We start from the raw sequence: 13,042 nt of genomic DNA on the forward strand, positions 1-13,042 counted from the left end.
GTTGCAGTTCTGTACCATCCGTCAGGAAATGTACCGGACTTCGGTCAAAATCCTGCCATCATCCCGGGTTTTGTGTGTTGCGGGGTAGCACGCACAAGATTTCGTAGGTCTGTAATACATAATTTGATCCCCAAAAACACAGCTTACAGTTTCTTTCGCAGCTTTGCTGTGATAGCCTTGAGACAATAAAATCAATTTTGCCGACCGGGAAAACCTGGCGGCGCGAGGCAGACAGAGGCAAAGATCGTGCAGATTCGGCGGACAGTTCCGGCCCGAATGGGCCTATTTCTCATAGTATTGTCGTGGCTTGTTCTTATCATGCCGGTGAAAGTTATGGCCGCGCCATATGCGGCCATGGTGATCGACGCGCGCACCGGTGAGGTGCTGCATTCCAGAAATGCTGACGCGCGGCTTCACCCGGCATCCCTGACCAAGATGATGACGCTCTACATCGCGTTTGAAGCGGTGCGAAACGGTGAAATCACGTTGGATACCCCGGTTCGTATTACGCAGAAGGCCGCGTCAGAGCCGCCGTCAAAGCTGGGTTTGCGCAGCGGCCAGACCATTGCGTTTCGGTATTTGATCCGAGCCGCGGCGGTGAAATCCGCCAATGATGCGGCGACAGCAATTGGTATCGCGCTCAGCGGGTCCGAGGCGGCGTTTGCGCGTCGTATGACACGGACGGCCAAGGCGATGGGCATGACGCGAACGACCTTCAAGAACGCGCATGGTCTGACCGAGGCCGGGCATCTTTCCTCGGCCCGAGACATGACCACTTTGGGTCGCCATTTGCTGTATGACTATCCGCAATACTACAACCTGTTTTCGCGGCAATCGACGCACGCGGGGATCAAGACGGTACCCAATACCAACCGCCGCCTTTTGGCCGCCTACAAAGGTGCTGATGGGATCAAGACAGGCTACACACGTGCAGCTGGATTTAATCTGGTCGCGTCAGCCAAGCGGGGGAACGAACGAGTCATCGCAACTGTTTTTGGCGGTAAATCCGGCGCGTCCCGTAACGCCAAGGTCGCTGAATTGCTCGACCTCGGATTTCGCCGGGCTCCCTCGCGGGCGCCCATCCGTAAACCCGCGCGGCCCCGTTATGCGGGCAATGCCGGGCTGGAAGGTCTGAGCAATGCTGTGCGTCTTGTCGGCGCCCCACAAAAAAGCCTTCGCCCTGTTCTGCGGCCGGGCATCGGTACGCCGATTCAGATTGCTGGGACGGTTGCAGAAACCGCCGCCAAGAACGGCACGCGCATTCAGGCGGGCATTGCCGCAGCAATTGCGGCTGCGGACATCGCGCCCACTGCACCGCCGGTCGAAAGCTCTGACACCCGCCCGGCGCTGCGGCCTGAAAATCTGGTTCTGGCTTCGACCGATCCGGCCACTCAGCCCGAGCCTGAACAAGAGGTCGTTACCCGCCTGTCTACATCGGGCGGCCATCTTTGGGGTGTAAACGTCGGTCGCTACACCACGCGGTATGAAGCCGAGAAAATTCTGCTGCGAACAGCGTTGGCCGAAATGACCACACTGGATGGTACTCTGCGAAAAGTGAACCAAAGCTCTCGTGGCTTTGACGCGACGTTCCAGGGAATGACACGGGAGCAGGCTGATCTGGCCTGTCGCCGACTGAAGGCCCGCAACGTCACCTGTTTCATGATCGGGCCATCATAAGACCCGGCATTCTCTCCTGAAGAACATTGGCTGCGAAAGAAATTTCGCAGCCCTTTTTTTGCAGTGGTTAGACCAACAACATCGCCCGAGAGTTCAGTGCGAGTTCGGGAACACAATAGGCATATGTCCTGCCCTTTCTGTTCTCGATCATCGCGATCTGCCAAAACTCCGGCAAACTGCTTGCGCCCGTCTTTTGGGGGGCTTTGATACGCACAATATCGCCTTCGGATACTCTGGCCTGAAGGTCGCATGCCAGGTGAACCAAAGCGAGTTTTCTTCGCAGGTTGTCAGGCTGGCAGGTAAGGGTTTCAATTTCCATCCGGCTGTCTTGGAAGGAAAGATTTTGATCCGCATTCAGGTTCATCAAACACCTCCGGCATCAGGATTAATTGACCAATGCCAGAGATTTGGGTCGCCATGCAGATACCTGCATTCGATTTGGTGCCAGTTTCTTGTTTGGTCGTGCCAATCGTCTGTGAAGCACCCGAAACTCAACGCGTGAACTTTGTCACCTCGACGCCTCCTCCGATCAGGCAGTCGCGCACCGAGCGGGCAATCTGGACGGCCGTCGGCCCGTCACCATGCAGGCAGATGGTGTCGATCGACGTTTCCAGATGCTTGCCGCTTTCTGTGATGATGGCGCCCTGACGCACCATGTTCAGGATGCGCGGGCCGGCAACTTCGGGGTCGTGGATAACCGCGCCGTGTAGGCTGCGGTCGACCAGAGTGCCGTCGTCGTTATAGGCGCGGTCGGCGAATATCTCGCCCACCCATTTACATCCCAGTTCACGAACGGCCTCTTCCTGTTTGGTGACGGCCAGAACCATGATGATGATGTCGGGGTCCACATCCAGAGCGCCCTGATAACAGGCGCGGGCCATGTCGATATCGACCGAGCACATATTGGCCAGTGCGCCGTGCAGTTTCAGGTGCCGCACACTGGTTCCGACTGCCGCAGCCATACCTTTTGCCGCGCCCAACTGATAGCGAACCAGATTGCGCAGGCTTTCATGAGGCACCTTCATGTTGCGGCGGCCGAACCCCTGCAGGTCAGGAAAGCCGGGGTGCGCGCCGATTCCGACGCCGTTTTCCGCGGCCAGTTTCATCGTCGCCGACATAACGTCCGGGTCACCTGCGTGAAAGCCGCAGGCGATATTGGCCGATGTGATGATTTTCAGAAGGCTTGCATCATCGCCCATTTTCCATGGGCCGAAACTTTCCCCCATATCGGCATTCAAATCGACGCGGCTCATCGGCACACTCCTCAGTCGTTGGCAGAGATCATTCCGTCGATCAATTGGTAGGACAGAAGATCCGGGATGTCATGCGGGTCGCGGACCAATGGTTCAACGCGGCGCGCCAGCCGGTCAAGATCCTTGGTGAACGCCGTGTGCAACATTGTTGCCTCATCCAGCGTAACGAACTGGAACCTGATCCTGTTTCCGGCAGGCGTTTGTGCGGCACGTGGCATGTCGCAGGGCAGAACCGTTGCAATTCGTGGATAGCCGCCCGTTGTCTGACATTCCGGCAGCAGGATGAACGGGTTGCCTGTTCCCGTCATCTGAATGTCACCCGGGGTGATGACCTCGGACAGGATGTTCAGCTGACCCGTAGCGGCAAAGCCTTCACCGTCATTCTCCAGTTGCATTCCCATCCGGTTGGCACGTGGTCCGCGACTGAACTCGGTTTGGGTAAACCGTTCAAGCGTCGCTTCATCGAACATTGCTGTCTGGAAACTGGGGATGACACGCAATACCCCGCCCGAGAACCGTTCGGACAGCAAAAGCTTCATGCCAGTTTCGCCTGAATCCCGGCCAGTTGGAACAACGTCCCCGGCCTCAACCGCACGCCCGACCTTGGCCGTCAGATGTGCCGAGCGGGAGCCAAGAAAAACGTCACTGGCGATTCCGCCGCCAACATGCAGATAGCCATAGCTGCCTTTGAGCACCGAGCCGATCGTCAGTCTTTGACCTTTGGTCAGCAAATGCGAGGCATTCCATAGAACTGGTGTACCATCAATGCTGGCCTGCATCGGCGCGCCCGTCAAAGCGAAGCGTGTGTCTTTGGTGGCCTCGAATTCTCCGCCTATTCCAGCCATTTCCAGCGCGGCGAGTATCGGGCTCTGACCCAGCAGGGCAGCCCCTTCGTGCAACGCCAGAATATCGGCAGCACCCGAGCGTGAAAGGCCCTGATCCAGATAACCCTGTCGCCCCTGATCCTGAATGGTGCAGGCTGGGCCAACTCGGTGGACGATCAGGCTCATGCTGCAATCTCCTGAAAGGTTGCGCCGCCAAAACCATCGCCGTTGTCGTTGCGAATGCGTTCCAGTTCGCTCTGGCTGACTGGTTCAAACAGCATCTCGTCGCCGGGGTTCAGGGCAAAGCTCTGCTCCATTTCAGGTCGAAAGCACCGGAACGCCGTTTGTCCGATGTGTCGCCAGCCGGTCGGTGTCGGGCCCGAAAACAACACAAATTGCGAGATCGCAAGAACCAGTGCGCCTTCCGGCACCATCGGGTTCAACTCCTTTAGGCGGGGAATGTTGAACTCGGGTCCCAATGGGCCAAGGTAAGGCTGGCCTGGGGCAAAACCGATTGTCAGAACGCGAACCCGGGTCTGGCTGAGCCTGCGCACGGCTTCGTCGCTGGACAGTCCGGCGGCTGCGGCGGCTTCGTCCAGTTGTGGGGCTAGATCCGTGCCATAGACCGTAGGAACCCGCCACAGTTTGCGACCTGTGGGCAGGGGCGCCGCATACCAGTCGCGCTGGGACAGAATCTTGTCCAGCTGCGTTTTGATCGTATCATGCGACACTCGTGTGACGTCGAAACGCAGATAGGCCGATGCAAGTGAGGTGGAGGTTTCGATCACACCATCCAGCGCATGGCTTTCCAAGGCGCCACGAAACGCCAGCGCCGCCCGGTTTGACGTTTCCGTCATTGTGTCGGCGAAGGTGACAAGCATGCCGTCCAGCCCGACATTGCGCACCATGGGAAAGAGATCAGCGTGGGTCATAAAGCCTCCGCATGAGGGTAGGGGTCAGATACATCGGGAACTGGTAGCAGCCAAGAAAGATCAGCAGCGGATCAGTCGTCTCGGGCGGCAGGGCCACAAAGAACAATGCAAAATTTCGGTTTCCCGCGACAATTGCAGTGGGAACCGCGTCTGATCGTCCTCTGGTTTTCAGGATGGCATAGGTCACAATCTGCATTCCGAAATTGACGCCAAACGCTGCAACCAGCCAGAAACCAAGTTCGGCGGGGTCGCGCTCGAATGCAGGGCGGATGGCGGACATTAACCCAACGACTACGATTGCCAGCACGATGACGGTCAGACCGTCGGTCGCCCTGCGTTGATCGACGTTCATGGATCGAAAACCCCAGTGACGTAAAGCAAAGCCTAAGGATGCGGCCAACAGGATCACTGCCAGTAGGCGGATGGCGGCAAGCAGCACCGAAGACAACGCGCCGAACTGCGGCAACAGCCAGAAAACCGGAATGCAGGTGAGCGGCAGAATGGCGGTTCCTACGATAAGAAGACGCAACGCCGGGGCGGGTTCATGATTTAGAAGGATCGAAAAATTGGCCGAGCCGGTAACCGATGGCGCGGCCAGCATTAATGCGACCGCCAAGGTCAGTGGTGTTAAAGGCAGTCCTGAAACAAGAAATCCGAACAGGAACAGAACCGGTAGCGCCAGTTGCAATACCAATGCAGTTGTGATGGTCCGGGCCAGCGCGCCAAGGTTTTCGACAGTTTCCACGGGACCGATGCGGAATGCAGTCAGAAACAGCAGCAGCGCCACAAGCTCTGGAATCCAGTATCGCAGGGTTTCTGCCATGCCCGGGAATGCAACACCCGCAACCAGACCTGCGATCAGGCCAAGTTTCCCGTGGCGAGCGATGAAAGTAAGGCAGGAAAGGATCATGGCCCCGGGCCGATGAATTAGGAATGCGCTGGCCCCAATGGGGCCAGCGTGCGTCGTTTGTTAGCGCGTCAGCCCCCGCCGGGCGCCTGTCTGATATTCTCGGGTAGCCAGGTTGCGATCTCGGGGAAGGCGATCAGCACAAAGACCATCAGGACCATGATCAGGAACATCGGGAAGGCCGCGCGGGCGATAAAGCCCATTTCGTGGTTCGTCATGCCCTGCAACACGAACAGGTTGAACCCGATCGGCGGAGTGATCTGGGCCATCTCGACCACGACGACGATGAAGATGCCAAACCAGATTAGATCGATGCCGGCCTGTCGGACCATCGGTTCAACAACCGCCATCGTCAGAACGACCGATGAGATACCATCGAGGAACATGCCCAACACGATGTAAAAGACCAGCAACACCATCAGCAGTTCGAACCGGCTGAGCTCCAGCTGTGCGATCAGATCAGCCAATCCGCGTGGCAACCCTGTAAAGCCCATCGAAAGCGACAGGAATGCCGCACCCGCCAGAATCAGTGCGATCATCGCACTGGTGCGGGTGGCCCCCATCAGGCTTTCCGTGAAAGTCTGCCAGGTGAGTGAACCCTGTGACGCTGCGAGGATCAGGCCGCCAATAACGCCGAATGCAGCAGCTTCGGTCGCGGTTGCATAGCCCAGGTACATCGACCCGATCACCACAAGGATGAGGCAGATCACAGGCAGCAGAAAGCGCGAGTTCGACAGCCTTTGCCCAAATGTCAGAGGCGGCTCCTGCGCCGGGTTCCAGTTCTTTGACACCCGCGACGTGATCGCCACATAGGCCATGAACATCGACGCCAGAACGAGGCCGGGTAAAATCCCTGCAAAGAACAGCTTGGAAATCGACTCGTTGATGGTCACGCCATAGACGATCAGCGTCAGCGAAGGCGGGATCATAAGACCCAGCGTTGCCGCGCCCGCCAGTGTACCGATGATCATCGGTTCGGGGTATTCACGCTTGCGCAATTCGGGGATCGACATCTTGCCGACCGTGGTCAGCGTTGCGGCGGATGAACCCGATACCGCAGCGAACACGGTGCAGCCCACGATGTTTGTATGAACCAGCCCTCCGGGCAAGCCCGCCATCCACGGGGCGAGGCCCTTGAACATGTCTTCGGACAATCGCGTTCGATAAAGGATTTCACCCATCCAGATGAACAGCGGCAAGGCAGTTAGGGTCCACGAGGACGACGATGTCCAAATTGTGGTCAACATCACGTCGCCGACAGGGCGCGTGGTGAACAGTTCCATCCCGACCCAGGCGACACCCATCAGGGCAAGGCCAACCCAGACGCCGCTGCCCAGCAGCAGGAACAGAACGAAGAGAAACAGGATGATGATCGAAAAATCTTCCATGATTTACTCTCCAAAGCTCTGATCGACGAGATCACGCTTGATCCGGTGGTCGCCGTTGAAGATGAGACTGATCAGGTGGTCCGTCAGCGCAATGGCAAGGATCACCGCGCCGATCAGCATGATGGATTGCGGTATCCAAAGCGCGGTTCTGTCCTGTCCCTGGCTGATATCGTTGAACTTCCACGACCAGTAGACGAACTTGGCGCAATAGCGGACGAAGTACCAGGCGATTGCCGTGCCGATAGCAAAGCACCAGATATTGATGATCCTTTGCGTTTTGGGGCCGACTGCATTCAGCAGGATCGACACGCGGATATGGGCGCCGCGATTGAGTGCGTTTGCAAAGGCCAGAAACGAGGCCGCAGCCATAGCATAGCCTGCATAATCCGGCGCGCCGGGAAATACCTCACCCGTCCAGCGGGCCACCATCTGGATCACGATCAACGCGAGGATCGCGATCAGGCAGAGTGCAGCCATAACACCGGCGCCGAGGTACAGAAAATCAAGGGCGGAGCGAAGCCGCTGGGCCATGGTCATGATGCCCCCCTGTTTGTTTTATTTGGGATTGGGGGCGGACCCGTGGCCCGCCCCGGTCCGGAATTATTCCGACTTGGATGCCTGGAACGCTTCGACAATGGCCTTGCCATCATCGCCTGCGGCTTCCAGCCATTCGGCGGTCATGGTTTCGCCGATCTGCTGCAGTTCACCCTTCATCTGATCGCTAGCTTTGGACACGGTCATACCGCCGTCCGTCAGACCTTTGAGTGTGAAGTCTGTATATTGCACAGCGCGCCATGTTCCGGCGTATTCAGCCAACTCAGCACAGGCGTGAATCACGGCCTTGTTCTTATCGGACACGCCCGACCAAGTGTCTGAGTTCACCATGATGTAGTTGCGCGGCAGCCAAGCATCTACTTCATAGAAGTAGTTCAGGCTCTCCCAGACTTTGCGGTCATAACCGGTTGCCCCCGAACTGACCATTGAATCCGCTACACCGGTGGCAAAGGCTTGACTGATTTCGGCGGCTTCGATGGTCACCGGCAGCATCCCTGTCAGTTCGGCCAGACGCGCGGTGGCGTTGTTGTACGAACGGAACTTGATACCTTCCATGTCTGCGACCGAGTTCACCTCGTCCCGGAAATACAGCCCCTGCGGCGGCCACGGCACCGAGTAGAGCAGCGTCAGGTTTTGATCGGCCAGCACTTTTTCAAGTGTCGGCTTTGCCGCCTGCCACAGCTTGTCAGCGTCGTCAAAGGAGGTTGCAAGGAACGGAATCGAATCCACACCAAAGATGGCGTTTTCGTTCTGGTGGCCGGACAGCAGACGCTCGCCGATCGGCACCTGGCCGGTCTGGATTGCGCGTTTGATCTGCGCGCCGGGGAACAGTGAACCCGACGGGTGAGTGACGATCTCGATCTCGCCCTGCGTGCCGGTGGTGACGCATTTGGCGAATTCCGCACCGGTCACCGAATGAAAGTTCGAACCGGAATAGGCCATGGGCATATCCCATTTTTCGGCAAATGCCGGCGCGGCTGCCGCTGCGGTCAACGCCGTTGCGGTCATCAGTTGAGCAATCTTCTTCATGCTTTTCTCCCTGTTTGGTTAGTTCTTGATGCCTGTTTTCAGTTTCCGGCCTTCGTGTACCGTGCCGGTGAATAGACGCTCAGGTCAACATTGGGTTGCCGTCCCGAGATGAGTTGAGCCAGCAGGCGGCCGGTTTTTGGTCCGCCTGTCAGCCCAATGTGATGATGTCCAAAGCCGGTGAACGCACCCTTTATGTGAGGCAGCTCGCCGATCACCGGAATGGAGTCGGCTGGTGCCGGACGATGGCCCAGCCAGTCAGTGACATTCGAGGCTTTCAGATCCGGGAATACCGCCTTTGCGCTTTTGTGCAGCAGTTCGATCGGGGCATCCGATGCTTCGGCTTCGGTTCCGCCGAATTCAACCACACCGGCCAGTCGCAAACGGCCGTCCATCGGGGTGGCCACGATTTTCCGGGAAGCCACCATGACAGGCGCCTTCGGCATGATCGACGGATCCCAGAACTCCAGATGGTATCCGCGTTCAGATTCCAGCGGAACATTCAGACCCAACTTTTTCGCCAATGGGCCAGACCATACTCCGGTGGCGATCACTGCCGCGTCACATGGGATATTCTGCCCGGCCGCGCGTACGGCAATGACCTTGCCGTTTTCGTGAACAATATCTTCGGCATCGGCTTTGACCAGCCGGCCTCCCTGCGCCTGAAAGTGGCCAGCCAGGTCTTTGACATACTGACCGGGGTCCGCGATCCTTCCATGGTCTTTCAGCCGCGCCGCAAAGTTGAGGTCCGAGGCAAAGGCCGGATCATATTCGTGAAACTCCGCCCCCTCCATCTCGTCCCAGGTGAATCCGTGCTGCCGCCGCAATCCCCAACCAAAGGCATCACCCTGAAAATGGCTCCGGTCGTCATAGATGAACAGGTAGTCTGACGGTACGATCCACTTTTCGGCACCTGTGCCTTCCGCCAAGGCCAGATGATCCTGAAGGCTGTCGCCGACGATGGGAGCAAGCGCAGCAGCGATCCGGCTGGTTTCGTTCGCATTGGCATGGCTGAGGTACTTCATCAGCCAAGGCGCCAGTTTCGGCAGGTACCCCCATTTCAGAAACAGCGGCTGGTTAGGGTCAAACAGCATCCGTGGCGCTTTTTTTAGAAGGCCCGGAACCGTTACCGGTATGATCGAGCAGGATGCCAGAATTCCGCCGTTGCCAAACGAGGTCCCCTCGGCCGGTCCCTTGCGGTCGATCAGCACAACCTGATGACCATCGCGCTGCAGCCAAATGGCCGTGGATACGCCGACAATTCCGGCACCGATGATGGCGATGGTCTTGGGTTGCTCAGTCATTGCTTTCTCCGAGCGCACATTTTGCGCCCAATTCGCGAATCCGTTGCGGGCAGAGTGACACACTTTGACAATACGTCAACAAATTGTTGACAAAATGCGCATATCTCATAGGCTCCACCCATGTCTGGATCTACATTTGGCCCAATCGTGTCCTCTGCCCATCTTGCCGACGGACCTTTCCCGGAACTGTCCGAATTCGAATTTGGATTGATAGTTGTAAGCCATGCAAACGCGCGCTGGATGGTGAGGGCGATGGATGCAGCAGGTTATTCCGGCTTTTCTGCGCTGGATGTGCTGGTGCTGCATACTGTCCGACACCGGGACAAGCCGAAAAAGCTGGCCGATATTTGTCTTGTCCTGAACGTCGAGGACACGCACACGGTCAACTATTCGGTCAAGAAACTGAGCAAGGTCGGATTGGTGAAGGTGGGCCGACAAGGCAAGGAAAAGACGGTCGAGGCGACGCCCGAAGGCGTAACCGCCTGCGCGCGTTATAAAGAGGTGCGCGAGACCCTTTTGCTTGAGGCGATGCAGGAATGCGGAATCGAACCCGAACAGCTTGGCCGTGTCTCCAGCCTGTTGAGACTGATGTCGGGCCAGTACGACCAGGCCGCGCGTGCGGCCACCGCATTTTGAGGACCCGGGCCTCACGCTGACCTCCGAACGGCATAGTGATTCAGCTTGTCGGTGTCAGGCCGCTGCCCCAGACCCGGTCCATCCGGCACAACGACCTGACCGTCGCGAACCTCAAAAGGCGTTTCCAGAATATCTTCTTTCAGGAAATACGAGGCCTGATAGAATTCGCATCCCAGTGTGATTTCGGGCGTTGCAGCAATCATGTGGGTACCGGCAAGATGCGCCAGCCCTGCTTCGAACATGTCACCGCCATAAGCCATCAGGCCATTTGCGGCAGCCATTCGTGCAACTGTCTGGCCGCGTGTCAGGCCCCCGGACTTCATGATCTTGACCGAAACGCCATCACAGATGCCTTCGCGTGCAGCCCTGACCATGTCTTCTGGCCCGAATACGCTTTCGTCGGCAAGCAGGGGCACATCGGTCATGCTTCGTAACTGCGCCATCATGTCAAAGTGGTGAAAGCGGACAGGCTGTTCGATAAAGTCGGGGGAGAACCCGGCGACATCCAGAACCTGTGGAATGGCCTGTTCAATCTCGAGCCCCTGATTGTAGTCGACCCGCACACGGAACTCGGAAAAATCCTGTGCAATGCGCTCAAGCCGCATGATGTCGAAGGCATGATCCTTGAACCCGGTTTTGAGCTTTATCAGGCCGACTTTGTCTTCGCGCAGCCGCTCAAGCAGGGCAATATCCGCGTCGAAATCCGGATTTGCGATGGAACAACTGAGGGGGATTGTGTCGCGGCATTTGCCCCCCAGCAATGACCAGACGGGTTGGTCTGTGATGCGTCCGGCAAGATCCAGCAAAGCGGTTTCCAATGCCGCCTTGGCTTCCGTGCAATGCGCGACCGCCCGGGTCGCCTCTGCCATGATGGCAGCGCGGTCTCCGACCCGCCGCCCGATCACCAAGGGCCGGATATACCGGTCCAGCGCGGCATAGGTCGCCTCGGGTGTCCCGGTGAATACGGACCAAGGTGAGGCTTCGCCATATCCTTGCGCCCCTCCTTCCGCCGTAAGTCGCAGCACTACGATTTCACAAGACCCCTCGACCCGCCCGATGCCATGATCGCGCGCCGAAACAACCGGCAATTCCAAATGCCACAGATCAAAGCCTGTGATGGTTTGCAACACGCTCACGGTGTCCTCCCTATAGTTGAGGGTAGTGTGATGAGTCCGATCTATCATTTCCAATATAAATTTATGCACAAACCATAAGTTTTGCTGATATAGGTTCAGCATGTCCTCATATTTCCGCCACTATCAGGCCTTTCACGCCACCATCGAAAGCGGCACCGTCACGCGCGCTGCCGAGCTGCTTGGCGTATCTCAGCCCGCAATTTCAAACCTCTTGGGGCAATTGGAGCGCCACACCCGGCTTACTCTGTTCGAGCGCAGCCGTGGCCGGTTGCTGCCAACGCCCGAGGCAACGGTTCTGTATGAGGAGATAGATACGGTCGTCCGCGGCCTTGATCACGTAAATCAGGCCGTGCTGGATTTGCAGAACCAAAAAGCAGGGCAGCTACAGGTGGCTACCAACCATGCAATGGCCTTTGGATTTATGCCTGGTGAGATTGCAAGGTTCGCCGCCGGCAAGCCAAATCTGACAATTGCCTTTCAATCCCAATATTCGTCAAAGATTCAGGAGTGGGTGGTAGCTGGCCTGTTCGAGATTGGAATTTGTGAACCTCCGGTGCGCCACGACGGGCTTACACAGACGCAGTTCTTCTTTGAGATTATGTGTGCGGTGCCTGAAGACAGCCCATTGGTTGACTATGACGTGCTGACACCAAAACGTTTGGATGACGTACCGTTTATCGTCATGGGTTCTGACCACATGGTGAACCGCCGCGCCCGCGAAGCCTTTCACAGGGATGGATCGCACATGCGCATCAGGTGTCATACCGATCTGTTCCGAAATGCACTGAATATGGTCAAGCAGGGATTGGGGGTGACGCTTGTCGACCCGTTCACTTTGTCCAGTGACGACCGGAAGGGATATGTTTTGCGCCGGTTCGAGCCGCGAATACTGCTGGATGTCGTTATTGTAACAGCGGCGGGGCGACCTGTTTCCGCGATTGGCAAGCAGTTTCTTAAACAGATATCCGAAAGCATGGAGGAACTGGCTGTTCCTAGTCTTTTTCAGAGGGGATGAATCGCAAAAGTAGCCCGATGTTCGCTGTCGAGCATTCGCGTAAGTGAATCGCTCGGGTGGGAAACGACTCGGTCCCACTTGTGTCCCCCCTTGCACCGACGCCTATATGTTGTGTTCGAGTCTCGTTTGCATAAAAACCAGTGGGATGGTTCGGCCGGGATATTGATCGGTTTGAAGCCAAAGTGCGTACCTGCAAATGATTTAACTATATGATTTAATTGAGTATAACATGGAAACGTAAAAAAGTTTGGTGTTGAGTAATTTTGTGCTTGCGGCGGTTTGTAGTAAACCTTAGAACCCCCTTCACCGGCGCTGCTGAGGCGCTTGGGACGCGGCGGAAGCGGCGGAGACGCTCAGGATAGACTGGGGGCATCTGAGGTTGTGATTTG

General features: G+C 57.2%; 13 protein-coding genes. 3 read left to right on the plus strand and 10 right to left on the minus strand.

Translation table 11 applies throughout. The features are described from left to right. The first annotated feature begins 276 nt into the window (after positions 1–276). Entirely contained in the window at positions 277–1,677 is a 1,401-nt protein-coding gene (locus ACR0NA_RS13500) for a D-alanyl-D-alanine carboxypeptidase family protein (protein ID WP_170657369.1), read from the plus strand. Between the two features lie 67 nt (positions 1,678–1,744). On the opposite strand, the gene ACR0NA_RS13505 is transcribed toward ACR0NA_RS13500, so the two are convergent. From ACR0NA_RS13505 to ACR0NA_RS13545, 9 genes are all read right to left on the minus strand, one after another. Then, positions 1,745–2,041 carry a hypothetical protein gene (locus ACR0NA_RS13505; protein ID WP_480729510.1) on the minus strand — a complete coding sequence of 99 codons (297 nt, stop codon included), beginning with the start codon at positions 2,039–2,041 and terminating at the stop codon, positions 1,745–1,747. 127 nt (positions 2,042–2,168) lie between these two features. After that, the gene (locus tag ACR0NA_RS13510) at positions 2,169–2,930 is read right to left on the minus strand and encodes a LamB/YcsF family protein (protein WP_480729513.1); all 762 of its coding nucleotides are present in this window, start codon (positions 2,928–2,930) and stop codon (positions 2,169–2,171) included. 11 nt (positions 2,931–2,941) lie between these two features. Next, on the minus strand, positions 2,942–3,940 hold the full coding sequence (locus ACR0NA_RS13515) for a 5-oxoprolinase subunit C family protein (protein ID WP_480729518.1): 999 nt from the start codon (positions 3,938–3,940) through the stop codon (positions 2,942–2,944). Continuing rightward, positions 3,937–4,686 (minus strand): 5-oxoprolinase subunit B family protein, encoded by a 750-nt coding sequence (locus tag ACR0NA_RS13520; RefSeq protein WP_480729521.1) that lies wholly within the window; start codon positions 4,684–4,686, stop codon positions 3,937–3,939. Before ACR0NA_RS13520 ends, ACR0NA_RS13515 begins: the two co-directional genes overlap by 4 nt. Beyond that, entirely contained in the window at positions 4,673–5,596 is a 924-nt protein-coding gene (locus ACR0NA_RS13525; RefSeq protein WP_480729523.1) for a TgpA N-terminal domain-containing protein, read from the minus strand. Before ACR0NA_RS13525 ends, ACR0NA_RS13520 begins: the two co-directional genes overlap by 14 nt. 68 nt (positions 5,597–5,664) lie before the next feature. Then, entirely contained in the window at positions 5,665–6,981 is a 1,317-nt protein-coding gene (locus tag ACR0NA_RS13530) for a TRAP transporter large permease subunit (RefSeq protein ID WP_170657381.1), read from the minus strand. Between the two features lie 3 nt (positions 6,982–6,984). After that, positions 6,985–7,518 carry a TRAP transporter small permease gene (locus ACR0NA_RS13535; protein WP_170657384.1) on the minus strand — a complete coding sequence of 178 codons (534 nt, stop codon included), beginning with the start codon at positions 7,516–7,518 and terminating at the stop codon, positions 6,985–6,987. Between the two features lie 63 nt (positions 7,519–7,581). After that, complete coding sequence (locus ACR0NA_RS13540; RefSeq protein ID WP_170657387.1) at positions 7,582–8,565, minus strand: TRAP transporter substrate-binding protein; 984 nt, start codon at positions 8,563–8,565, stop codon at positions 7,582–7,584. A gap of 38 nt (positions 8,566–8,603) precedes the next feature. Beyond that, positions 8,604–9,866 (minus strand): NAD(P)/FAD-dependent oxidoreductase, encoded by a 1,263-nt coding sequence (locus ACR0NA_RS13545; RefSeq protein WP_480729529.1) that lies wholly within the window; start codon positions 9,864–9,866, stop codon positions 8,604–8,606. Between the two features lie 120 nt (positions 9,867–9,986). On the opposite strand from ACR0NA_RS13545, the gene ACR0NA_RS13550 reads away from it, so the two are divergent. Then, complete coding sequence (locus ACR0NA_RS13550) at positions 9,987–10,502, plus strand: winged helix DNA-binding protein (protein WP_170657394.1); 516 nt, start codon at positions 9,987–9,989, stop codon at positions 10,500–10,502. A gap of 11 nt (positions 10,503–10,513) precedes the next feature. Here ACR0NA_RS13550 and ACR0NA_RS13555 read toward each other — a convergent pair whose 3' ends face one another. Beyond that, entirely contained in the window at positions 10,514–11,638 is a 1,125-nt protein-coding gene (locus ACR0NA_RS13555) for an enolase C-terminal domain-like protein (RefSeq protein WP_480729532.1), read from the minus strand. A gap of 100 nt (positions 11,639–11,738) precedes the next feature. Here ACR0NA_RS13555 and ACR0NA_RS13560 point away from each other — a divergent pair, with 100 nt between their 5' ends. Then, entirely contained in the window at positions 11,739–12,653 is a 915-nt protein-coding gene (locus ACR0NA_RS13560) for a LysR family transcriptional regulator (RefSeq protein ID WP_170657399.1), read from the plus strand. The last annotated feature ends 389 nt before the right edge of the window (positions 12,654–13,042 follow it).

It is taken from the genome of Ruegeria sp. C11 (genome assembly GCF_056537725.1).

Bases quoted from the DNA above. Each gene is read 5' to 3' on its own strand.
- ACR0NA_RS13560 (WP_170657399.1), top strand. From the start codon at position 11,739: ATGTCCTCATATTTCCGCCACTATCAGGCCTTTCACGCCACCATCGAA.
- ACR0NA_RS13525 (WP_480729523.1), bottom strand. From the start codon at position 5,596: ATGATCCTTTCCTGCCTTACTTTCATCGCTCGCCACGGGAAACTTGGC.
- ACR0NA_RS13515 (WP_480729518.1), bottom strand. From the start codon at position 3,940: ATGAGCCTGATCGTCCACCGAGTTGGCCCAGCCTGCACCATTCAGGAT.
- ACR0NA_RS13500 (WP_170657369.1), top strand. From the start codon at position 277: ATGGGCCTATTTCTCATAGTATTGTCGTGGCTTGTTCTTATCATGCCG.
- ACR0NA_RS13550 (WP_170657394.1), top strand. From the start codon at position 9,987: ATGTCTGGATCTACATTTGGCCCAATCGTGTCCTCTGCCCATCTTGCC.
- ACR0NA_RS13530 (WP_170657381.1), bottom strand. From the start codon at position 6,981: ATGGAAGATTTTTCGATCATCATCCTGTTTCTCTTCGTTCTGTTCCTG.
- ACR0NA_RS13535 (WP_170657384.1), bottom strand. From the start codon at position 7,518: ATGACCATGGCCCAGCGGCTTCGCTCCGCCCTTGATTTTCTGTACCTC.
- ACR0NA_RS13505 (WP_480729510.1), bottom strand. From the start codon at position 2,041: ATGAACCTGAATGCGGATCAAAATCTTTCCTTCCAAGACAGCCGGATG.
- ACR0NA_RS13510 (WP_480729513.1), bottom strand. From the start codon at position 2,930: ATGAGCCGCGTCGATTTGAATGCCGATATGGGGGAAAGTTTCGGCCCA.
- ACR0NA_RS13545 (WP_480729529.1), bottom strand. From the start codon at position 9,866: ATGACTGAGCAACCCAAGACCATCGCCATCATCGGTGCCGGAATTGTC.
- ACR0NA_RS13540 (WP_170657387.1), bottom strand. From the start codon at position 8,565: ATGAAGAAGATTGCTCAACTGATGACCGCAACGGCGTTGACCGCAGCG.
- ACR0NA_RS13520 (WP_480729521.1), bottom strand. From the start codon at position 4,686: ATGACCCACGCTGATCTCTTTCCCATGGTGCGCAATGTCGGGCTGGAC.